The sequence below is a fragment of the Massilia sp. BKSP1R2A-1 genome, assembly GCF_050586525.1.
GTDB lineage: Bacteria > Pseudomonadota > Gammaproteobacteria > Burkholderiales > Burkholderiaceae_D > Telluria.
Map to the genome: position 1 here is coordinate 299,314 of NZ_JBOBRE010000002.1, position 21,895 is coordinate 321,208.

The 21,895-nt window shown below is 66.7% G+C and carries 21 protein-coding genes; 13 read left to right on the plus strand and 8 right to left on the minus strand.

Going from position 1 to position 21,895, the window contains the following annotated elements; translation table 11 throughout:
- Positions 1-127: 127 nt before the first annotated feature.
- From ACQ7JA_RS04615 to ACQ7JA_RS04635, 5 genes are all read left to right on the plus strand, one after another.
- Positions 128-535: a hypothetical protein gene (locus ACQ7JA_RS04615; RefSeq protein WP_430894995.1), complete on the plus strand. Its 408-nt coding sequence runs from the start codon at positions 128-130 to the stop codon at positions 533-535.
- A 26-nt stretch (positions 536-561) separates the two neighbouring features.
- Positions 562-2,319, plus strand: a complete 1,758-nt coding sequence (ggt, locus tag ACQ7JA_RS04620; RefSeq protein ID WP_430894997.1) for a gamma-glutamyltransferase — start codon at positions 562-564, stop codon at positions 2,317-2,319.
- Positions 2,319-2,795, plus strand: a complete 477-nt coding sequence (locus ACQ7JA_RS04625) for a DUF3592 domain-containing protein (protein ID WP_430894999.1) — start codon at positions 2,319-2,321, stop codon at positions 2,793-2,795. Before ggt ends, ACQ7JA_RS04625 begins: the two co-directional genes overlap by 1 nt.
- Positions 2,796-2,917: 122 nt before the next feature.
- Positions 2,918-4,168 (plus strand): diguanylate cyclase domain-containing protein, encoded by a 1,251-nt coding sequence (locus ACQ7JA_RS04630; protein ID WP_430895001.1) that lies wholly within the window; start codon positions 2,918-2,920, stop codon positions 4,166-4,168.
- Positions 4,169-4,196: 28 nt separating this feature from the next.
- A complete protein-coding gene (locus ACQ7JA_RS04635) occupies positions 4,197-4,784 on the plus strand; it encodes a hypothetical protein (RefSeq protein WP_430895003.1) in 588 nt (195 codons plus the stop codon).
- A gap of 346 nt (positions 4,785-5,130) precedes the next feature.
- On the opposite strand, the gene ACQ7JA_RS04640 is transcribed toward ACQ7JA_RS04635, so the two are convergent.
- Complete coding sequence (locus ACQ7JA_RS04640; protein WP_430895005.1) at positions 5,131-5,814, minus strand: hypothetical protein; 684 nt, start codon at positions 5,812-5,814, stop codon at positions 5,131-5,133.
- Positions 5,815-6,108: 294 nt separating this feature from the next.
- On the opposite strand from ACQ7JA_RS04640, the gene ACQ7JA_RS04645 reads away from it, so the two are divergent.
- Both ACQ7JA_RS04645 and ACQ7JA_RS04650 read left to right on the plus strand, forming a co-directional pair.
- The gene (locus ACQ7JA_RS04645; protein WP_430895401.1) at positions 6,109-7,539 is read left to right on the plus strand and encodes an amidohydrolase family protein; all 1,431 of its coding nucleotides are present in this window, start codon (positions 6,109-6,111) and stop codon (positions 7,537-7,539) included.
- Between the two features lie 110 nt (positions 7,540-7,649).
- Positions 7,650-8,540 (plus strand): bile acid:sodium symporter family protein, encoded by an 891-nt coding sequence (locus ACQ7JA_RS04650; RefSeq protein ID WP_430895007.1) that lies wholly within the window; start codon positions 7,650-7,652, stop codon positions 8,538-8,540.
- A gap of 7 nt (positions 8,541-8,547) precedes the next feature.
- Here ACQ7JA_RS04650 and ACQ7JA_RS04655 read toward each other — a convergent pair whose 3' ends face one another.
- The 3 genes from ACQ7JA_RS04655 to ACQ7JA_RS04665 are packed head-to-tail and all read right to left on the minus strand — an operon-like array spanning position 8,548 to position 11,101.
- A complete protein-coding gene (locus tag ACQ7JA_RS04655; RefSeq protein WP_430895009.1) occupies positions 8,548-9,960 on the minus strand; it encodes a hypothetical protein in 1,413 nt (470 codons plus the stop codon).
- Positions 9,957-10,706, minus strand: a complete 750-nt coding sequence (locus tag ACQ7JA_RS04660; protein ID WP_430895011.1) for an ABC transporter ATP-binding protein — start codon at positions 10,704-10,706, stop codon at positions 9,957-9,959. The genes ACQ7JA_RS04655 and ACQ7JA_RS04660 overlap by 4 nt, the downstream gene beginning before the upstream one ends.
- Complete coding sequence (locus ACQ7JA_RS04665) at positions 10,703-11,101, minus strand: GntR family transcriptional regulator (RefSeq protein WP_430895037.1); 399 nt, start codon at positions 11,099-11,101, stop codon at positions 10,703-10,705. The genes ACQ7JA_RS04660 and ACQ7JA_RS04665 overlap by 4 nt, the downstream gene beginning before the upstream one ends.
- 183 nt (positions 11,102-11,284) lie before the next feature.
- Here ACQ7JA_RS04665 and ACQ7JA_RS04670 point away from each other — a divergent pair, with 183 nt between their 5' ends.
- Positions 11,285-13,234, plus strand: a complete 1,950-nt coding sequence (locus ACQ7JA_RS04670) for a PAS domain S-box protein (RefSeq protein ID WP_430895044.1) — start codon at positions 11,285-11,287, stop codon at positions 13,232-13,234.
- 113 nt (positions 13,235-13,347) lie between these two features.
- Here ACQ7JA_RS04670 and ACQ7JA_RS04675 read toward each other — a convergent pair whose 3' ends face one another.
- From ACQ7JA_RS04675 to ACQ7JA_RS04690, 4 genes are all read right to left on the minus strand, one after another.
- The gene (locus ACQ7JA_RS04675; protein ID WP_430895046.1) at positions 13,348-13,932 is read right to left on the minus strand and encodes a TerD family protein; all 585 of its coding nucleotides are present in this window, start codon (positions 13,930-13,932) and stop codon (positions 13,348-13,350) included.
- 14 nt (positions 13,933-13,946) lie between these two features.
- Entirely contained in the window at positions 13,947-14,642 is a 696-nt protein-coding gene (locus ACQ7JA_RS04680) for a TIGR00266 family protein (protein ID WP_430895048.1), read from the minus strand.
- A gap of 55 nt (positions 14,643-14,697) precedes the next feature.
- On the minus strand, positions 14,698-15,273 hold the full coding sequence (locus tag ACQ7JA_RS04685; protein WP_430895050.1) for a TerD family protein: 576 nt from the start codon (positions 15,271-15,273) through the stop codon (positions 14,698-14,700).
- Between the two features lie 198 nt (positions 15,274-15,471).
- A complete protein-coding gene (locus tag ACQ7JA_RS04690) occupies positions 15,472-16,518 on the minus strand; it encodes a DUF475 domain-containing protein (RefSeq protein ID WP_430895052.1) in 1,047 nt (348 codons plus the stop codon).
- 144 nt (positions 16,519-16,662) lie between these two features.
- Here ACQ7JA_RS04690 and nhaR point away from each other — a divergent pair, with 144 nt between their 5' ends.
- The 5 genes from nhaR to ACQ7JA_RS04715 all read left to right on the plus strand — a co-directional run bounded on the left by nhaR (position 16,663) and on the right by ACQ7JA_RS04715 (position 21,893).
- The gene (nhaR, locus tag ACQ7JA_RS04695; protein ID WP_430895054.1) at positions 16,663-17,568 is read left to right on the plus strand and encodes a transcriptional activator NhaR; all 906 of its coding nucleotides are present in this window, start codon (positions 16,663-16,665) and stop codon (positions 17,566-17,568) included.
- 59 nt (positions 17,569-17,627) lie between these two features.
- Positions 17,628-18,968 carry a hemolysin family protein gene (locus tag ACQ7JA_RS04700; RefSeq protein WP_430895056.1) on the plus strand — a complete coding sequence of 447 codons (1,341 nt, stop codon included), beginning with the start codon at positions 17,628-17,630 and terminating at the stop codon, positions 18,966-18,968.
- 90 nt (positions 18,969-19,058) lie between these two features.
- Positions 19,059-19,877 carry an alpha/beta fold hydrolase gene (locus ACQ7JA_RS04705; protein WP_430895058.1) on the plus strand — a complete coding sequence of 273 codons (819 nt, stop codon included), beginning with the start codon at positions 19,059-19,061 and terminating at the stop codon, positions 19,875-19,877.
- A 4-nt stretch (positions 19,878-19,881) separates the two neighbouring features.
- Entirely contained in the window at positions 19,882-21,444 is a 1,563-nt protein-coding gene (locus tag ACQ7JA_RS04710) for a hybrid sensor histidine kinase/response regulator (RefSeq protein ID WP_430895060.1), read from the plus strand.
- A gap of 11 nt (positions 21,445-21,455) precedes the next feature.
- Positions 21,456-21,893: an HIT family protein gene (locus tag ACQ7JA_RS04715; RefSeq protein WP_430895062.1), complete on the plus strand. Its 438-nt coding sequence runs from the start codon at positions 21,456-21,458 to the stop codon at positions 21,891-21,893.
- The last annotated feature ends 2 nt before the right edge of the window (positions 21,894-21,895 follow it).

The window sequence follows — 21,895 nt, forward strand, 5'->3', positions numbered from 1 at the left end:
GTCCGCGAATATGACGGGTTTATGACCTCATCAAACTTGAATTCATGACCGCCTCGATGACATGGTGCGCGCGCGTCCCTCCCGCCTTTGCTATGATGGGCATATCAAAAACACAAAGGATGATCCGATGCGTCCCCTGCTCCGTGTCCTCGCCCTTTCCACCGCCTCCGCGCTGCTTCTGGGCGGCTGCTCCAGCCTGCAGGAGCGCCTGCCCGAGGCGCGCTACACCCTCGCAGAGCGCCAGACCCTGCCGCTGGACGATCGCCTGACCATCACCTATGAGGGCGCGGAAGACAGCCGCTGCCCGGACAACGCGCGCTGCATCTGGCCGGGGCGCCTGGTCTACCGCTTCACGATGCGCGTGGGCAGCGTGGCCCAGGCCTTCTACCTTGTACAGGGCCAGCCCGGCTATATGTCGCCGGCGCTGCGCGGCTCGCGCATCGAGCTCGATCACCTGACGCCGCCGCCACCGCGCGGCATGGCGGGCGCCGCGCCCGGCGCCTATCCGGTGACCTTCAATATGTACGCGCAGTAAGCACATCCTTTGCCGAGGCCGAACCCATGAAAGCAAGCGCGCTCGCCTGCGGGCTGACCCTGTCCATCGTCCTGGCGGCCGCGCCCGCCACCGCGAAGACGCCGGTGGCCACCGGCACGGGCGGCGCCGTCGCCACCATCAGCGAGCAGGCCTCGCAGTCGGCCATGACGATCCTGAACCAGGGCGGCAACGCCATCGACGCGGCGGTCGCGGCCGCGGCCACGCTGGGCGTGACCGATCCCTTCAGCTGCGGCATCGGCGGCGGCGGCTTCATGGTCATCTATCTCGCGAAGGACAAGCGCGTCATCACCATCGACCACCGCGAGACGGCCCCCGCCAGCTTCACGCCCCACGCTTTTCTGGAGAACGGCAAGCCCGTCGATTTCGAGACGGCGGTCGCGAGCGGCGCGGCGGTCGGCGTCCCGGGCACGGTGCGCGGCTGGCACGAAGCCCTCACGCGCTACGGCAGCATGGATTTCAAACGGGTGCTGGCCCCGGCCATTACGGTGGCCGACAAGGGCTACAAGGTCACTGAAATTTTCTCTCATTTGACGGCCGAAAATGAAAGAAAATTTCAGCTCTATGCGCCCACCAGCGCGCTCTACCTGCGGGGCGGCAAGGCCGTGCATCCGGGCGAGCTGATCCGCAACCCGGGCATGGCCAGGGCCTACCGCGAGATCGCGGCAGGCGGCGTGAAGGCCTTCTACGAAGGGCCGATCGCACGCGCCATCGTCGACGCCGTCAACAAGCCGCCGCTCGCGCCCGGCAAGACCGCGCGCCCGGGCCGCATGAGCATGGCCGACCTGGCCAACTACGAGGCGCGCATCCGCCAGCCGCTGCGCAGCACCTACCGCGGCTACGAAATCTACGGCATGCCCCTGCCCAGCAGCGGCGGCGCGACGGTCGCCGAGGCCCTGAACATCCTGGAGGGCTTCGACTTCAAGGGCATGCCGCGCGCCCAGGCCGAGCACACCTATCTCGAAGCGAGCCGCCTGGCCTTCGCCGACCGCAACGCCTACCTGGCGGACCCGGAATACGTCGATGCGCCGATCGCCGGCATCCTGTCGAAGGAATATGCGGCCCAGCGCCGCACCCTGATCGGCAGGCAGGCTGCGCACACCGTCGGCGCCGGGGACCCTTACGCCTACCAGGACGACCAGAGCGTGCCGCTGCGCCCCCGGCCCGAGCGCCTGCCCGTGAAGGTGCAGCCCGAAGCCGCCCACACCACCCACCTCACCGTCTCGGACAAGGACGGCAACGTGGTGTCCTATACCTTCACCATCGAATCCTGGGGCGGCAGCGGCATCGTGGTGCCAGGCTACGGCTTCCTGCTGAATAACGAGCTGACCGACTTCGATTTCAGCGGCCCCCACCCCAACGTGCCCGAAGCCGGCAAGCGCCCGCGCTCGAGCATGGCGCCGACCATCGCGCTCAGGGACGGCAAGCCGGCCTTCACCATCGGCAGCCCGGGCGGCTCGACCATCATCACGACGGTGCTGCAGACCATCTTCAACTACCTCGACCTCGGCATGCCCATGGACCAGGCCCTGAACGCACCGCGCCTGTCCGAACGCAATGGCGAGGCAACCTCGATCGAGCCGGGCTTCCCCGGCAGCAGCCAGGCGCGTGCGCTGGAAGCCTACGGCCACCGCTGGGAAGCCGCTCCCGAGGAAATCGGTGCGGCCAACGCGCTGGTGTTCAATCCGGACGGCACCGTCACGGCCGTCAGCGAAGCGAAGCGCCACGGGGTCGGCTCGGCGCTGGTGCAGCGCAAGGGACACTGATGGCGTCGACCGTATCGAATCCCGCGCGCCAGAAACTGATCGGCTTTCGCATCCTCCTGCTGGGCCTGGTCGTGCTGGTGTTCGCCTTCTCGCGCGCCTGGGGCAAGCTGGAGACGCGCCGCTGGCCCACGGCCGACGCCACCGTGGTGTTCAGCGAAGTGGTCGAGCGCACCGGCAAGACCCGCGAGTGGTGCGTGCAGGTCGGCTACCGCTATTCGGTCGCCGGCGGACGCCAGGGCGGCGCGAAGCGCTGGGAGTGCTCGGCCAGCCGCGCGGGGGCCGAAGCGAAGCTGGCGCAGATGCAGCCCGGCCAGCACCTGGAAGTGCACTACGATCCCGCGCGCCCGGAACGCTCGGTGCTGCAGGCCGCCTCGCTCGACGCAATCGATGCCTTCATCGGGGCGCTGGCGCTGATCCTGGCCGCAGTCGGCTTCGACCGCATCCGCCGGGCACGCGAGCCGGCCGCCACGGCCTGACACACCCTGCGTGTTGGGCAATGTGTACACCTTTCAAACTTCCCTTGCTTAAACATTAAGTTCTTGCAGGAATGTACTGACGTTCGGATAACATAAGGTCACCAGCTCCTTCTACCAACCTTATGTCCCCGTCCTACGCCGTCACCGCCCTGCCCCTCCGTCGGAGCGGTGCGACATTGGCCCTGGCGCTCGCGATGATCGTGGCGATGAGCGTGTTCTTCGTGCGCGAAGTCGTGGACCTGCGCCACGCGATGGGCGAGCTGCGCCGCAACGACACGGCCCGCATCCAGGTCCGCAACGTGCTGCTGAACCTGCTGAACGCGGAGACCGGCCAGCGCGGCTACCTGCTGACAGGGGACGCGACCTACCTCTTGCCCTATGTGACGGGCAAGAGCGCAGTGCGCGACAGCTTGCGCCAGGCCGAACAATCGGGCTACGGCAACCCCGCCTTCCTTGCCAACCTGAAGGTCTTGCGCCAGGTGGTCGAGAGCAAGATGGCCGAGCTCGACCACACGGTGCAGCTCAAGCAGGCCGGCAAGGACGCCCCGGCGCTCGCCGTGGTGCGCACCGGCTACGGCCTGGAGCAGATGCGCGAGGCCAGGAAACTCATCCAGGTCGAGATCGAGCGCCTGCGCCTCGCCCGCGACGCGACCATGGACGCCTTCAACGACCGCCTGCTGCGCGCCGCCGTGATCCTGATCCTGATCCTGACGACGGTGGTCTGCATGGCAGTGCACGCCTGGCGCTCGCTGTCGGCCGCCGCGAGCAGCAATAGCGAACTGGCCAAGCGACTGGCGATGGAAGCCTCTCACGACGCCCTGACCGGCCTGCCGAACCGGCGCTTCTTCGACAAGTGGGCGCGCCGCCTGGTCGCGAAATCCCAGCGCAGCGGCAAGCCCTTCACCCTGCTCGCGGTGGACCTCGACCGCTTCAAGGACGTCAACGACAGCCACGGCCACGGCGTCGGCGACGAGGTGCTGAAGGCGGTCGCGGTGCGCTTCCAGAACCTGCTGCGCGGCGGCGAATTCCTGGCGCGCCTGGGCGGCGACGAATTCGCGATCCTGATGGAGGGCGAGTTCTCGCGCCACGAGGTGGCCCGCATCGGCCAGCGCCTGATCGAGGCGGTGGCGCCCTCCCTGCATCCGCGGCTCGCCGACGGCGCGGTCGGCGCCAGCATCGGCGCCGCCTCCTTCCCCCTGAACGGAGTCGACCTCGAGGGCCTGATGCAGTCGGCCGACGACGCGCTCTACGCCTCCAAGCACGGCGGCCGCGGCATCCTGTCCTTCGCGCGTCCCGGCGTGGGCACGGCCCATCACGGTCATGCTTCCCCCACCTCGGGGGCTGTCGGCGAAGACGAGACGGCGCTACAGTAGGCTCCCGATCCGCACACGACGGCAGCAAATGCCGCCCCGCCATGAAGATACGCCGACTCCTGCTCGCACGCATCCGGCCCTGGCCGGGATCCGCGGATCGAGCCTGGTCTGGTTCGCCTCCTTCGGCCACGAGCGCGGCGGGCCGGTCACCCACGCGATTCCCGCCCGGATGGCGCTGATGGCCTACCCGATCCGCCTCGCCGATCCGCAAACGAAGCGCTACCCGGACGGGACTTACCATAGCCCGGGCGAAGCCCCGAGCCTGGTGATCACCGTGAACGACCCGGACCAGCTGGAACGCCGGCAGCCGATCGGCAGCTGGAACGGCATGACGGTGCTGCGCGGCGGCCACATGTTCGCCCTGTCGAACAACGGCCGGCCGCTGTATGTCGACGGCCCCGATGGCGGCAAGGTGCTCAACCCGGATCTGCTCGACACGGCGCGGCCGCGCTCGGACATCCAGTTCATGACGGTCTACGTGGGCATGGCCTCGCACGACGCCAGCGCGCTGACGCACCGGCGCATCGCGCCCCTTGGCGGTATCGGGCGCCTGGTCGGCACCATGTACAACAGCGACTGGCGCGCGATGATGCTGGACGCGAACGCGGCAGGCTGAGCACTTCCCAAAGGGAGATGCCGCCCTCGCTGCGGCGCGCCTATCATCGGCATTTCCGCCGGCCGCCATGGCGCGGCCCTGTCGTTCCCTCGTGTCTCCTACGAGAGAGGAGGAATCATGACACGCCGCGATAATAGGCCAGGAGCACATTCTCCCTCAGCTACTCAAGCCGGCTTCGGGCTCGACGTTGTCGCTGGCGCTTTCGCTGTCGGGACCTGTCACGTCCCAACACATGAAAGCCGACGTTGACCACCTGATTTCCGCACAATCCGCTTTTCCAAACTTACGTAAAACTAGCCAATGCCCTCCAAGGCCCAGCGCAAAAGTCCGCGCCCCATGAAAGCGATCAAGTCGCGGTATCCCACAACAACGCGAGCGCGAGCGCGGCCAAGGTGACCGGTTCGCGCAAGGCATTGCCGGACGCTGGTCGCCACAGGCGCGGCGTCAGGCCATTGAGTTCGATGGCGCCGACCGCTTTCCCGTCATGTGTGAATATGTACCCGATTGGCGCCTCGAGCGGCAGCGATGAGCCTCGCACCTCGTGGACCGATTGCACCTCGAGCGTGGCTCCTCCCATCGAGAATTGGCCGCTACGCTCGGCTTTCATCGTCAGGCTGACGACGGGAGCGTTCATCTTCAACCGCGCGCTTCGCGACCCACGCCACTCGCAGTCGAACGAGAACGGTTTTGCGTTGGCTGCCATGGCCTTCCACGTCACCTCGACCACCTTGCCGCTGCAGGCCGCTTCGGTGCGACTGCCATCCGCGAGCACGAGCGAGTAGCGCGTCGCGGCACTGTTCCAGTTCACCACGGAGAACAGGTCGACGCGATCGCGCCCGCGGCTGAAGGTGCCCGTCTCTGGAGACAGCGAGAAGCTGCCGTTCCGCCCCGCTCCAAGGCCCTGTACGGTTTCAGTGCGTTCTGCGGCAATCGATGCGGGGAGAAGCATTTCTGCGGCGGGCAGGCCGGCGCAACCAGTCAATACCACTGCAGAAGCGGCAAATGAAGCGAGGAATGAGATACGCAGCATGAGGATCTGTCGGCATGAATGTACGTAAGCAAAGAATATAGCGACGCTGCTTGGCCATTTGTCGTCTTTTTGTCATGAGAGTTGCGCAACACGCCTCGCCACGAACTTGCGCCTGGGGCCGACAGTGGACAGCTGTCAGGGGCTCAGCGCACGGCGTGGTTGCTTTGTTGCGACGTATTCTCTTGCACCATACCGGGCACTCGCCAGCCACCGCAACATGCAATGGTCCAGCTTGAGATACGCGCGCTGTAAAATCATCCGACGTGAATTCGCCGGGAGTCTGCCTTGCCTACAATGAAACCGTTCGCCGCATCCATGCTGCTCGCAGGCGTTCTGACCGGGGTTCAAGCCGCCGACAAGATCGCCGTCGACGTGGCGCTGACCCAGGCCACGCTGATCGACGTCGCCAACGGAACCCGCAGCAAGGGCCAAACCGTGCTCCTGAAAGGCGACACCATCGTCGCCGTGGTCAAGGACACTGAACTGAAGCGCTACGCGCCCAAAAAGACCATCGCCCTGCCCGGAAAATACCTGATGCCCGGCCTGTGGGACACGCACGTCCACTTCGGCGGAGGCGAAGCGCTCATCGAAGAAAACAAGCAATTGCTTCCCCTTTATCTGGCCCACGGCATCACGACGGTCCGCGACTGCGCGGGCGACCTGGCCGACACCGTGCTGGCATGGCGGCAGCAGATTGCCGACGGCAAGCTGGCCGGCCCGACCATCTTCACTTCCGGTCCGAAGCTGGAAGGCCTCAAGCCGATGTGGAAGGGGACGATCGAAGTCGGCTCGCCCATTGATGTCGGCAAGGCGCTGGACAGGCTCCAGGCCATGCACGTCGATTTCGTGAAGATCACCGAAAACACGATGACCCCGGAAACCTACCTGGCGGCGCTGCGCCAGGCCAGGGCGCGCGGCATGCGCACCTCGGCCCACCTGCCGGGCCAGATCCCGCTGGCGCGCGCCTTCGAGGCCGGGCTGGGCACGGTCGAACACCAGAGCTACCTGCTGCGCGCCACGACGCCGCGCGAAGCCGAGCTGGTGGAGCAGGTCGTGGCCGGCAAGCTGACCGGGCGCGAGGTCATGCGGCTCAGCCTGGAGAGCTACGACGAGGCCACCGCGCGCCGCGCTTTCCGCCACATGGCGGCGCAGGGCACGGCGGTCGTGCCGACCTTGTGGGGATCGCGCATCACTGCCTACCTGGACCAGGAAAGCCACCACGGCGACGACTACCTGAAATACATCGGCAAGGGATTGCGTGCGACCTATGAGTGGCGTGTCCAGCGCGCTGCGCAGGACGGGCCGGAGGCGGTTGCGCTGCGCCATGCCATCTTCGAGAAATCGGCCCAGCTCCTGCCGCTGCTGGCGCAGGAGGGCGTGAGCATCATCGCCGGCACCGACGCCGGCTTTCTCAATTCCTTCAACTATCCGGGGCAAGCGCTGCACGACGAGATTGCCCTGTTCGTGCGCTATGGCCTGACGCCACAGCAAGCCCTGCAAAGCGCCGTGGTGAACGGTCCGCGCTTCCTCGGCAAGCTGGATCGCTACGGCAGCATCCAACAGGGGAAGGCGGCCGATCTGCTGGTGCTGGATGCCGATCCGCTGGCCGATATCGGGGCCACCCGCAAGATCCGCATGGTCGTCAGCCGCGGGGAGGTCCACGACCGGGCCCGCCTCGACCGCATGCTCGAGGAGACGCGCCGCAAGGTGGCGGCGAACCAGTGACAAGGAACGTCCTTGCGGCGCCCCTCAACGGCGCCGCTTTTTTTGTCCATACAGCTCATCCTGGCACTACACTGTCGTGACCAATACTTATAAATGACGGAGACACACGCATGAGCAATTTCATCACCCTGTTGCCCACCCTCCTGATCGGCGCGCTGGCGCTGATCATGTTCGGCCTGGGCCTGTCCCTCACGGTCGGCGACTTCCGGCGCCTGCTCGGCCACCCGAAGGCCGTCATCCTCGCGCTGGTGCTGCAGGCCATGGTGCTGCCGGCGATCTGCTACGGCCTGATCGTCATGCTGGGGGTGGCGCCGGTCTATGCGGTCGGCCTGATGCTGCTGGCGGCCTCGCCGGGCGGCGTGTCAGCCAACCTGTTCAGCCACCTGTTCGGCGGCAACGTGGCGATGAACATCTCACTCACCGCGATCAACACGGTGCTGTCCATCGTCAGCCTGCCCCTGATCGCCAACTTCGCCATCGACACCTTCGCGAAAAGCGGCCAGGTGGTGCCGATGCAGACCGCGAAGGTGGTCGAGGTGATCCTCATCGTGCTCATCCCCGTGGCGATCGGCATGTTCGTCAAGAACCGCGCACCCGGCTTTGCCGCGCGCATGGACAAGCCGATGAAGCGCTTCTCGATGGCGGTGCTGGCTCTACTGGCCATCGTCGCCATCGCCAAGGAGTGGACCGCGATCACGACCTCCTTCGCCTCGATCGGCCTGGCCGTCATCCTGTTCAATGTCGCCAGCCTGGGCCTCGGTTACTACGTGCCGCGCATGCTGGGCCTGGACCGCTCGAACGCCATCGCCATCGGCTACGAGATCGGCATCCACAACTCCACGCTGGCGATCTTCGTGGCGGTGTCGGTGCTGGGCGACTTCCAGCTGATGCTGCCGGCGGCAATCTATTCGGTCAGCATGTATGTGTTCGCGACCGCCTTCGGCTTCCTGGTGCTGGGGCGAAATAAAGCGACGGCCGGCGCAGCGGCGCCAGCTGCCTGAGGCGGGTTCAGTCCATCCGCGCCGCCGGGAAGGCAAACGGGGCGTTCTCCATCACGCGCAGGCCGCGCAGGATGGCGAGGGCCGCGATCCCGATGCTGGTGGCGGCGGCGACCGGCAGCACTGGCCAGCCGAGCCAGCCGCTGGCCGCGAAGCCGAGGAAGAGGCTTCCGCCGACCGATGCGCACAGCAGCACGATCGGCAGCATGGGCGAGGACGCGGCGCGCACCGCATAGTCGCGCAGCGGCGCCGCCACCATCGGCAGCGCGAGGCAGCAGGCGCAGACCAGGTTCACCAGCTTGTCGCCCTGCGTGCCGGCAAGCGCGCCGACCGCCAGGGCAGCAGCCGTCGCCAGGATCCAGCCCGCGACCACATTGCGCAGCAGGGCCAGCGCCAACCGGCGGTTGAAAGCCGGCGCCGTGGACGGCATCGCCGGCGCCAGCCGCACCAGGGCCTGCTCGCCGGCGCGGATAGCAAGCAGCTGGGATAGGCGCAGGCTGGTGGCAAAGGGCACGGCGAGCAGGCTGCAGGCGAACAGCCAGCCGATCCCGCCAATGATCTCTTCGCCGCCCCGCCAGCCGATGAAGGTCCCGAGCGCGAAGATCACCAGCGACAACAGCACCAGGCCCATCGCCAGGTCGCCCATGTGGTGCGTATTGCCGAGCGCGTGCATCAAGAGGCTGCGGGGGTCGCGGCGGGCGCTGTCGCGGCGCAGCGTGGCCGCGTACCAGAACACGCGTCTCGGGCCCAGGGCTTGGTCGACCCGCATGCCCGGGTTGACGGCCATGTCCGCCATCCGTGCACGCCGGGCGACCATGCGCCAGTGGCGCTCGCCCGCCTCCGGAAACACCAGGCGGGCCGCGAGCGCGGCCAGGCCGACCGACAGCAGCGGAACCAGGACCTGGGCCGCCGGATGGTTCAGCACCGCGTCGGCCGCCGGCTTCAGGGATGCGGCGAACATCGTGGAGAAGAACACGGCCACCATGACCGGCACGCCGGCCCGGTGCCCTGCCCCCGCAAGGGCGCTACCCAGGGTCAGGCCGACGACCCACGGCAGCATCGATCCGGGGCCGCCATCGGCATACGAGGGCAGGACGAGGCCCACGACGCCGGCAAGCCAGACGAGGCAGAACATCTCCATCAGACGCCGGCGCGCACCCGGCACCAGCTTCGCGTTGGCCGGCGCGGCAAGCTGCACGGCCCCCGGCACGAAACGGTAAGCCCAGACCGCCAGCAAGGCGACCCACACCACGGTCCAGGCCCAGGACAGCGCCGCAACCGCGCCGTGGGTTGCCCCCTTTGCCACCAGGGCGACCAGCACCAGGACGGGCAGGCCGAAGCGTACGATCTCCGAGCCGAAGGGATTGCTGTGCGAGATGGCGGCGCGCCACAGGAGACGGTAATCCTGCAGGCGGCCGGTCATTGCGTCACCTCGATGAACAGGTCCTCCAGGCTGACCGGCTCCGCGCGGCGGCCGTTCACGGTATTGCGCGCCCCTTCCAGCAGCTCGTCCAACGGTCCCTGCAACGCAAGCCGCCCCTCCTTCAGGAAAGCGACGTCGAGCGCCACCCGTTCCAGGTCGGTCAGGATGTGGGTCGAGAACACCACCGTGGTGCCGCGCTCGATCACGCCGTCCACCAGCTCGGCGAGAAAGGCGCGGCGGCCGGCCGGGTCGAGGGCGGACACTGGCTCGTCCAGCACCAGCAGTTCCGGGTCGTGGGCCAGGGCGCGGATGATCGACAGGCGCTGCTGCTCGCCGCCGGACAGGCGCCCGATCGGCTTGTTCAGCAGCAGCGCATCGAAGCCCCAGCGCTCGAGCAGCGCAGCGACCTTGACCCCATTCCAGCGCGGGTACATGGCCTTGAAGTAGTCGAGCAGCTGCAGCGGCGTCATCCATTCGAACAGGTTCGATTTCTGCGGCACGTAGCCGATGCGGGCCCGGGCCGTATCCGACAGCGCGGCCACGTCCTCGCCGAACAGGCGCACGCTGCCGGCGTCCACTTCGCGCAGGCCGAGCAGGCACTCCATGAGTGTCGACTTGCCGGCGCCGTTGCGGCCCAGCAGGCCGATGACCTGGCCCTGGCGGACCTCCCAGTCGAGGCTGGTCAGGACAATCGCGCTGCCAAAGTATTTGGCCACGTCGCGCATCTGGATGATGGGTGCAGTCACGATGCTTCCTTCAGGATGTGGGTGAAAAGTGAGAGAACGGTTGCATGGTCCAGTTCGAGCTCGCGCGCCTCGCGCGCCGCGCGTTCGAGTGTCGGGCGCAGCAGCTCGGCGCGCTCCGGTGGGCTTTGCGTGGCCCGCGGCCGCTCGGCCACCACCATGCCCAGGCCGCGGCGGCGCGCCAGTACCCTTTCCGTCTCCAGCAGGTTGTAGGCCTTGGAGACAGTCATCGGATTCACGGCAAGCATCGAAGCCACCTCGCGTACAGAGGGCAGCTCGTCGCCGGCCGCGAGCTGGCCGCCGGCGACGAAGCGCTTCACCTGGTCGACGAGCTGGCGATAGATCGGGTCGGGTGAGCCGGTCAAGATGGAAAACAGCTGGGCGGTGTGGGTTGCCATTGCCTGGTCCGGTGTATATGCGTGTATTAATTGAGTAATACAGTAATCGCAGCCGGCATGTTCGTCAATGCATTGGCGCAATTCCATGCGATATGGGGGCAGCACCGATGGCAGAGCAGCAAGTTTAGTTTTGTGACATCATGCGGCTGCACGCTGGCTCCACCTGCGCCCTCCCCCATTTCCATGACACAGCGCGACAATCCGCTCAGCCCCGACGCCCCAGCTCCCGATACCGCGACAACGCCGCAGGCAAGCTCCGAGCTGCGCTTCCGCGAACTGTTCGAACAGGCGCCGGTCAGTATCCAGATCCTGGACCCGAACGGTTTCACGCTGCGTGTCAACCAGGCCTGGCAGAACCTGTGGCAGATCCACGAGGGCGGTGAGCTGTACCGGCTGGTGTTGAGCCGCGACTACAACGTGCTCAGCGACCCCCAGCTGCTGGAACACGGCATCAGTGACTACCTGCGGCGCGCCTTGGCCGGCGAGTCGGTGCAGATTCCCGCCATCCGCTACGACGTGGCCGCCCTCGGCGTTTCCCGGCGGGCGCGCTGGGTGACCGCGCGGGCCCATCCGATCAAGGATGCCGAAGGCCGGGTCGTCGAAGTCATGCTGATGCACGAAGACATCAGCGAGCGGGTCGAGGCGGAAGCCGCCCTGCGCGCGCGCGAAGAACGCTTCCGCTCCCTCGTGATGGCGACCTCGCAGGTGGTCTGGACCATCGTGCCCGATGGTGGCGTGGTGGAAGAGTCGCCGTCCTGGACCGCTTTCACGGGCCAGGATTTCGACACGGTCCGGCGCCTGGGCTGGCTGGAAGCGGTGCATCCGGACGACCGCGAGCGCACCCTCCAGATCTACCTGCAGGCCGTCGCCGACCGGGCCATGTACGAAACCGAATACAGGCTGCGCCGCCACGACGGCGAGTATCGCTGGACCGCCGTCAAGGGCGTGCCCATCCTCGACGCTCAGGGCGAGGTACGCGAGTGGATCGGCACCAACCGCGACATCCACGACATCGTCATGGCCCAGGCCGAACTGGCGGAACGGCTCGACCGCGAACAGCGCCAGGCGGCCCTGCTGGCCAAGGTGGCCAGCGCCGCGCGCAGGCTGCATACCCTGCTCTCTGCCACAGAGATCAGGGACGCGCTCGAGCGCGAGGTGCGCGCGATCATCGGCGTGGAGCACGTCCGGGTATCGCTCGGCCCGCAGGCGCCGCCACCCGCCAGCATTCCGGTGGACGCGGAATGGCTGTCGGTTCCCCTGGTCAGCCGCAAGGGACGGCAGATCGGCGTGCTGGAAGCCTGGAACAAGCCGGGCGGCTTCCTCGAGGAAGACGAAGCCATCCTGGTGCAGCTGGGCGCGATCGCCACCAACGGTTTCGAGAACGCGCGGCTCTACGACTCGCTGCGCGAGCAGGACCGGCGCAAGGACGAATTCCTCGCCATGCTGGCGCACGAACTGCGCAATCCCCTGGCGCCGATCTCCGCCGCCGCCGACGTGCTGAAGATTTCGACGAACACCGAGCATGTCCGCCGGTCGAGCGAGGTGATCGGCCGCCAGGTGAAGCACATGACGTCCCTCGTCAACGACCTGCTGGACGTCTCGCGGGTGACGCGCGGCCTGATCAAGCTCGAGCGCGGCATGGTCGCGGTGCAGGCGCTGGTGGACAGCGCCGTCGAACAGGCGCGTCCCCTGATGGCGGAGCGCGCGCACCTGTTCTCGGTCGAGATGCAGGCCGCCGGCGCCCACGTCGACGGCGACGCCACGCGCCTGGTGCAGGTGCTGGCGAACCTGCTCAACAACGCCGCCAAGTACACGCCGCGCGGCGGCTCAATCGCCCTGCGCGTCACACGCGACGGCGAGCGGGTGCAGTTCTGCATCGTCGACACCGGCATCGGCATCGACGCCGCGCTGCTGCCCTACGTGTTCGACCTGTTCACCCAGGCCGAGCGCACGCCGGACCGTTCGCAGGGCGGCCTCGGCATCGGGCTGGCGCTGGTGCGCACCCTGGTGGCCCTGCATGGGGGCGAGGTCAAGGCGCACAGCGAAGGGGCTGGATCCGGCTGCACCTTCACCGTCTGGCTTCCCCTCGTAGGGTGGACGGCTTCGCCGTCCGCGCGTTCGACCCCCGTGTGAACGGATGCGACGCGACTGCTTTCCGGCTGGTTGAACGCGCGGTCGGCAGAGCCGACCACCCTACAAAAAGAGCCGGGCAAGCCCGGCTCTTTCCATTCGACCGAAAGCCGAAATTACAGATGCGGCGTGATCAGCGGCATCAGGTCGTCGAAAGTACGGCCCGAGCCGTTCTCGCCGATCGCATGCATCTTCCACTCGCCGTTGTGGCGGTACAGCTTGGCCATGATCTGCGCCGTGTGCGAGCCCTGCACCGACAGGTTGAAGCGCGCCACTTCCTGGTTGTTGCCCGCGTTGATCAGGCGGCAGTAGGCGTTTTCCACGGTCGAGAAGTTCTGGCCGGTGAAGCTGTTCACGGTGAACACCAGCGACTTCACGTTGGCCGGAATGCGCGACAGCTCGACCGAGATCTGCTCGTCGTCGCCGTCGCCCGCGCCGGTGCGGTTGTCGCCGGTGTGGGTGATGCTGCCGTCCTTGCTCTTGAGCTGGCGGAACCACACCACGTCGATCGGACGGTTCGATTCATCGAACATCACGACCGAGGCGTCGAGGTCGACCGGCTGGCCGGCGCCGCCGCCGAAGCCGAAGAAGCCCTTCGACTTGGCCACGTCCCAGCCCAGGCCCATGGTCACTTTCGACAGGCCGCCGCCGGCTTCCTTGTCCAGCGAGATCTTCTGGCCCTTCTGCAGATTAACTGACATATCATTTTCTCCTTTTAGCGCGCCGGGGCCTGCATCCAGGCCTTGAATGCCATCCGGTTGCGCGAACATACGTAGACTTTGCCTTTGCCCGAGAAGCGGAGCACCATGCCCTCGCCGCTGGTCTGGCTGTTGATCAGGTTGCCCAGGAAGCCGCCGCTCTGGCCGGTCGTGATCGAGATCTCGTAGCGCAGCCCGCTGTCCCAGCACACGACGTGCGAGTTGTCGATGATCGCGTCCTTGCCCGGCTCGACGTCCAGCACCGACATCGACCCGAAACCCGACACCACCACCTGGCCGCTGCCCGACGTCTCGGTGACGAAGAAGCCGCCGCTCTGGGCGAACAGCGCGTTGCCCAGGCTCTGGGTGCGGACCTTCAGGTCCACGCCCGAGGTGGCGGCCACGAAAGCGCCGTCGCTGATGATGTACTGGTTCGGGCCGCAGTCGATGGTCTGCATCGCGCCCGGCAGGGTCGGCGACAGCAGGCAGTCGCCGTCGCCGCGGGTCGCCTCGATGTGCTGCTGGAAGAACGACTCGCCGTTGGCGAAGGTGCGCATCAGCGCGCTGCCGAGGCCACCCTTCATCTTGCCCTTCAGGTCGAGCGTCGATTCCATCATCACCATCGCATCCGATTCGCAATAGATGGTTTCGCCGCGCCGCATCGAGACATGCAGGAAGGGATCGACGTCCCCGGTCACGGTAAATACTGGCATTGGACTTCCTTTCTGATGCGGCCCGCACCCTGTGTGCGGGACCGCGGGCTATTGTTTAAACGTTGACGCCGTAGTTGCGGGCCAGGGGGCCGAGGCCGCCGTTGAAGCCCTGGCCCATGGCGCGGAATTTCCAGTCGGCGCCGTTACGATACACCTCGCCGAAGATCATCGCCGCTTCGGTGGAGCTGTCTTCCGACAGGTCGTAGCGCGCGATCTCGCTGCTGTTGGCGGCGTTGACGCAGCGGATGAAGGCCTTGCCGACCATGCCGAAGTTCTGGCGGCGCGCTTCCGCGTCGTGGATGGTCACGGCCAGCACGACCTTGTCGACGTCGGCCGGGACCTTCGAGAGGTCGATCGAGACGGTTTCGTCGTCGCCCTCGCCGGCGCCGGTGGTGTTGTCGCCCGAGTGGACCACCGAGCCGTCGCTCGACTTCAGGTTGTTGTAGAAGATGAAGTCGCTATCCGAACGCACCTTGCCCGACGAATTCAGCAGGAACACCGCACCGTCGAGGTCGAACGCCGCGCCGTCGGTGGCGCGGGTATCCCAACCCAGGCCGACCTTCAGGTTGACGAGGCCCGGAGCTTCCTTCGACAGGTTGACGTTGCCGCCTTTTTGCAGACTGATTGCCATGATTGTGACTCTCCTAAGTAGATACTGCTTGAACACCGGGTTAATACGCATGCGGAGCTGGTGTTCTGCCGCTCCACGCGCGGTTCTTCTTGTAGGGCGGTCGGCTTCGCCGACCGCGCGTTCAACTCACGGATGCTTTGTAGCGGCGCATCGTCTTGCTGAACGCGCGGACGGGAAACCCGTCCACCCTACAAAACCTTATGCTTCGATTGCCGCGTGCTTCTTCTTGTACTGGATCGAGCTCCACAGCGAGGCCAGGATGAAGGCCACGCCCACACCGCCGGTGATCAGCTCGGGCACGTGCATGTGCATACTGAGCAGCATGATCACGGCCAGGATACCGATCGCGTAGTGCGCGCCGTGCTCCAGGTAGACGAACTCGTCGAGCGTGCCCTGGCGCACCAGGTAGACCGTCATCGAACGCACGAACATCGCGCCGATCGCCAGGCCCAGCATGATGATCACGACGTCGGTGGTGATCGCGAACGCGCCGATCACGCCGTCGAAGCTGAACGACGCATCCAGCACTTCCAGGTACAGGAAGCCGCCGATACCGCCCTTCTTGACCATGTCGCCCACGCCGCTGTTCTCGTCCGACTCGCTCTTTTCGAGCAGGCTGGAGATCATGTCGACGCCGATGTACACCAGGATGCCCCACAGGCCGGCGACCAGCACGATCATCCTCTGGGCGTCCGGCACGTAGCTGGTCGCGAACATCAGCGCGCCCAGCGACACCAGCACCGAGATCGAGGACACCTTGCCCAGCGAGCCGAGCTTCTTCTCGACGTTGCCCAGCCAGTGCACTTCCTTCTCGTCATCCAGCAGGAAGTTCAGGAACACCAGCAGCAGGAACATGCCGCCGAAGGCCGCCACTTCCGCGTGGTGGTTGGTCAGGTGCGAAGAGAATTCCTTCGGATTCGAGAGCGCCAGGTTCCACACCTCCATCATGCCGAGGTCGGCCGCGACGGCGACGATCACCAGCGGGAACACCAGGCGCATGCCGAACACGGCGATGATCATGCCCAGGCCCAGGAACAGCTTGAGCCAGAATTCGTTCCAGCCTTTCAGCACCGAGGCGTTGACCACCGCGTTGTCGAAAGACAGTGAAACTTCCATCACCGACAGGATGGCGCAGACGCCGAGCGCCGTGACCATGCCGGCGATGCCGCCATGGTCGTAACCCCACCAGCCTGCAAGTGCCATACAGACGACGGTCACGACGAATGACCACGTAAAGTGCTTCATGTTTGGTTTTCCCCTTGTTGAGTTTTTTTACAGCTTGTTAGCAACACCAATCGTTGTTGTTGAAACGACAGACGCAGTGTAGAGTCTGGACTCGCATTGAAAAAGCGAAGATATTCGAAGAGTTACTTCATAAAAACAGAAGAAATGAACCACAGTCCCCCGAATTTCCGTCACCTTTACTATTTCTGGGTCGTCGCCAAGGAAGGCAGCATCACCCGCGCCGCCGAACGCCTGCACCTGGCGATCCAGACCGTCAGCACACAGCTGGCCCAGCTCGAGCAGGCCATGGGCAAGGTCCTGTTCACGCAGCAGGGCCGGCGCCTGACTTTAACCGAGGCCGGGCGACTTGCCTTGTCCTATGCCGACCAGATCTTCCTTTTGGGAGAGCAAATGCAGGAGGCGCTGGCGGAAGCCGACAGCGCCCGCACCCGCCTGACGGTCGGGATTTCCGACTCGCTCCCCAAGCTCACCGCCTACCGCCTGCTGGAGATCGCCACCCAGCTGCCGCGCCCGGTGCGCCTGGTCTGCTACGAGGGCGAGTTCGACGAGCTGCTGGCCGACCTGGCCCTGCACAAGCTGGACGTGGTGCTGACCGACCGCGCGGTGCGCTCCGGCACCACCCTGCGCGTATTCAGCCACCAGCTCGCCGACAGCGAGACCATCGTGGTCGGCGCGCCATCGCTGGTGAAAGACTGGGGCGCCGACTTCCCGCGCTCGCTGAATGGCGCGCCCTTCCTGCTGCCGACGCGCAATAATGCCCTGCGCGGCAAGATCGACGAGTGGTTCGAGCTGCAGGGCGTACGTCCCGACGTGGTCGGCGAGTTCGAGGACAACGCCCTGCTGAACACCTTCGGCCGGCGCGGCCTCGGCTTGTTCTTCGCCCCGGCGGCGCTGGTCCACGACCTCGAGGAGCAGTTCGGCGCCCTGCTGGTGGGGCGCGTGCCGCAGGTGCGCGAGCATTTCTACGCGGTGTCGAACGAACGCAAGATCAAGCATCCGGCCGTCGAGGCCATCCTCTCGGCCGTCCATCAGGGTGTCCTCGGAACCTAGGTGGCGGCTGGGCTGTACAATGGATGCCGGCTTTGCCTTTTGTTAACTCAACCCTTTATATGGAAAACTTTCTATTTGTCGTTCTCGCCCTCTTCCTGGTGGCGCTGAACGGCTTCTACGTTGCCGCTGAATTCAGTATCGTCACCCTCCGCAAGACCCGCGTGCGCGCCATCGCCAAGACGGCCGGGGTGCGCGGCCGCATCCTGGGCAAGGTCCACGACCAGCTCGACGCCTACCTCTCCGCCTGCCAGCTCGGCATCACTCTCGCCTCCCTCGGCCTGGGCTGGGTCGGCGAACCGGCCTTCGCCAGCCTGCTCGAACCCGTCTTCGCCTTCCTGGGCGTGACCTCGCCCGAGCTGATCCACGGCGTCTCCTTCGTGGTCGCCTTCTCGGTCATCTCCTTCCTGCACATCGTGGTCGGCGAACTGGCGCCGAAGTCGCTGGCGATCCGCCTGCCGGAAGCCGTGGCCCTGTGGACCGCGATCCCGCTCTACGCCTTCTACTGGGCGATGTACCCGGCGATCGCCCTGCTCAACGCCAGCGCCAACATGGTGCTGCGCATCGCGGGCCTGGCCGGCGCCGGGGGCCATGAGACCCACTACTCCACCGACGAGCTCAAGCTGATCCTGCGCACCAGCACGCCGGGCGAGAAATTCACCAGCGACGAGCGCAACATCCTCGCCCAGTCGCTCGACTTCAGCCAGCTGGCCGTGTCCGACCTGATGCGCCCGATTAACGAGGTGAGTGCCCTCTACGCCAGCCGCACGCTGGAAGAGAACATGGAGACCGTGCGCCGCAACCGCTTCTCGCGCTACCCCTATTTCGACGAGGAAGGCGAAGAGGTGCTGGGCGTGATCCACCTGAAGGACCTGTTCTTCGCCCAGCAGGCCGGCCGCACCATCACCGATCTCACCCAGCACCTGCGTCCGGTGGAGACGATTTCGGCGCGCACCCCGGCCCAGGACATCTTCCGGCGCTTCCGCAGCGGCGCCCCGCACTTCGCCCTGATCGGCGAGAAGGGCAAGCGCCCGGTCGGCTTCATCACCCTCGACAACCTGCTGGGCGCGATGGTCGGCGAGATCCGCGACGAGTTCCGCATGAACGAGAACGACTGGATGTCGCAGGCCGACGGCACCTGGATCGGCAAGGCCAGCCTGCCGATCTTCTCGCTCGAACGCCTGCTCGGCATCGACATCGACAACGAGGAGATGGGACTGGACGACGTCGAATCGGTCGGCGGCCTCCTGATGGCCAAGCTGGGCGACATCCCCAAGCAGGGCCAGCGCATCGGCTTCCCGCAGTTCGACATCGTGGTCAAGAAGATGAACGGGCCGCGCATCCTGCTGGTGAAGGTGTATCCGCGTGGCGAACGCGAGGAGTCGGACGAGGACCACGACTAAAAAGTTATTGCACATGCAATTTTTGTAGCGCATACTCGCCGCTGAGGGGATCGCCTGCGGTTGCACTTTCGACCACCCAGCAAGGAGCAGATGAACGTGCAAGTCCGGAACAGCGTACACGTCAGCGGCACCGGCGGCGCCACCATGGTGTTCTCCCACGGCTTCGGCTGCGACCAGACCATGTGGCGCTTCATGGCTCCCGCCTACCAGGACCGCTTTCGCGTCATCACCTACGACCTGACCGGCAGCGGCCGTTCCGACCTCTCCGCCTACGACCGCACGCGCTACGCCACCCTGCACGGCTACGCCGACGACCTGCTCGAAATCGTCGATGCCTTCGCGACCGGCCCGGTGATCCTGGTCGGCCACTCGGTGAGCAGCATGATCGGCATGCTGGCCACCATCAAGGACCCGCGCCGCTTCGTGGCCCAGGTCATGGTGGCGCCCTCGGCCTGCTACATCAATGACCGCTCCGACCCCGCCCATCCCTATACGGGCGGCTTCGAGCGCGAGGACATCGACGAGCTGCTCGAGACCATGGACGCCAACTACCTCGGCTGGTCGAGCAGCCTGGCGCCGGCCATCATGGGCGCCCCCGAGCGTCCCAGCCTGCGCGACGAGCTCACCGAAAGCTTCTGCCGCAACGATCCCGACATCGCCAAGCACTTCGCGCGCGTGACCTTCCTGTCCGACCACCGCCTCGAGGTGCCGCGGTCCGTCACGCCGGCGCTGATCCTCCAGTGCAGCGACGACCTGATCGCCCCCATGAGCGCAGGCGACTTCCTGCACCGGCACCTGCCGGACAGCGAGCTGCACGTGATCGACAACATCGGCCACTGCCCGCACATGAGCGCGCCCACCGCCAGCTCGCGCGCCATCGACGCCTTCCTGGCATCCACGCTGAACTGAGACCATGGACGGCGCGCTCCCACCCGCCGATACCTGCTACGACGCCGCGCCGTGCGGCCTCCTGCTGAGCGATGCCGACGGCCTGCTGCTGCGCGCGAACGCCACGGCCTGCCGCTGGCTCGGCTTCGAGGCGCACGAGCTGGCCGGCATCGTGCGGGTGCAAGACCTCATGACGGTCGGCGCCCGCCTGTTCCACCACACCCACTGCCAGCCGCTGCTGCAGCTGCGCGGCTCGGTGGGCGAGCTGCAGATCGACCTGCGCCACCGCGACGGCAGCCGGCTGCCGATGCTGGTCAACATCGTGCGCCGCGAGATCGCCGGCCAGCAGAGGGACGAGTGGGCGCTGTTCATGGCTTCCGAACGCCAGTCCTACGAACGCGAGTTGCGCAATGCACGCAAGGCGGCCGAGGAAGCGCTGGAAGCGCAACGCTGCGCCGAGCGCCGGCTGCAGGCCCTGAACGCCGAACTGTCGGCGGCCGACCGGCGCAAGGACGAATTCCTCGCCACGCTCTCGCACGAGCTGCGCAATCCGCTGGCGCCGATGCGCAGCGCGCTCGAGGTGCTCAAGCTCAGGCGCGACGGCGCCGCGCCCGACGCGCGCCTGCTGTCCGTGTTCGACCGCCAGCTGCACCACCTGACCCACCTGGTCGACGACCTGATGGAAGTCTCGCGCATCACCCAGGACAAGATGGAGCTGCGGCGCGAGCCGCTCGACCTGACGGCCCTGGTGCGGGCCGCCGTGTGCGATACGGCCGGCCTGATGGAGCATGCGCGCCATCGCCTGGACGTCGACCTGCCCGCGCATCCGGTGATGGTGGACGCCGACCCGACCCGGATCAACCAGGTGGTGGTCAACCTGCTCACGAACGCCGCCAAGTACACGCCGGACGGCGGGCGCATCGTGCTACGCCTGAGCGGGGAGGACGAAGCGGCGGTGCTGGCGGTGCGCGACAACGGCATCGGCCTGCCGGCGCATGCGCTGGGGACGGTGTTCGATATGTTCTCGCAGCTGGAGCCCGCACTGGAGCGCTCGCGCGGCGGGCTCGGGATCGGGCTCGCGCTGGTGAAGGGCATCGTCGAGCTGCATGGCGGCACCATCGGCGTCGCCAGCGAGGGAGAAAACAAGGGGAGCTGCTTCACGGTGCGCCTGCCGCTGGCCGCGGCCGTAACTGTGGAGGCGCCGGTCGAGAGTGCGGCGCCGGCGCCGGCGCGCATCCTGGTGGTCGACGACAATGCCGACGCGGCCGAGATGCTCCTGATGGCGCTCGAGCTGTTCGGCTGCGAGGTGCGCGCCGCCCACAGTGCCCAGGCGGCCCTCGCCGTCGCCCAGGAATTCGCGCCGGAGGTCGCCCTGCTCGACATCGGCCTGCCGGACCTGAACGGCTACGAACTGGCGCGGCGCCTGCGGGCCACGGAACATGGCCGGCGCATGCGCCTGATCGCGGCCACCGGCTGGGGGCAGGAAAAGGACCGGCAGCTGGCCTTCGATGCGGGCTTCGACCACCACCTGACGAAACCGATCGACTTCGAGCGGCTGCGCAGCGCGCTCGGCACACCGGGACAGTAAAGCGAACCGTCATGGACTACGACGCCAGCAACCCCTTCGCCCGCATCCTGCGCGGCGAACTGCCCAGCGTGAAGGTCTACGAGGACGAACACACGCTCGCGATCATGGACATCATGCCGCAGGCCGACGGCCACGTGCTGGTGCTGCCGAAAGAGCCGGCCGCGGAACTGTTCACGCTGTCGGACGAGAGCGCCGCCGCCTGCATCCGCACCACGAAGCGCGTGGCGGCCGCGGTCAAGGCGGCAATGGCGGCGCCCGGCGTCATGGTCGCGCAGTTCAATGGCCCGGCGGCGGGCCAGACCGTGCCGCACGTACACTTCCATATCGTCCCGCGCCACCAGGCCGCGCCGCTCAAACCGCACGCTGCGCAGCCGGCCGACGGCGCCCGCCTGCGCGAATACGCCGACCGCATCATCGCGGCGCTGGCCGATCCCCGGACCTCACAATGAGC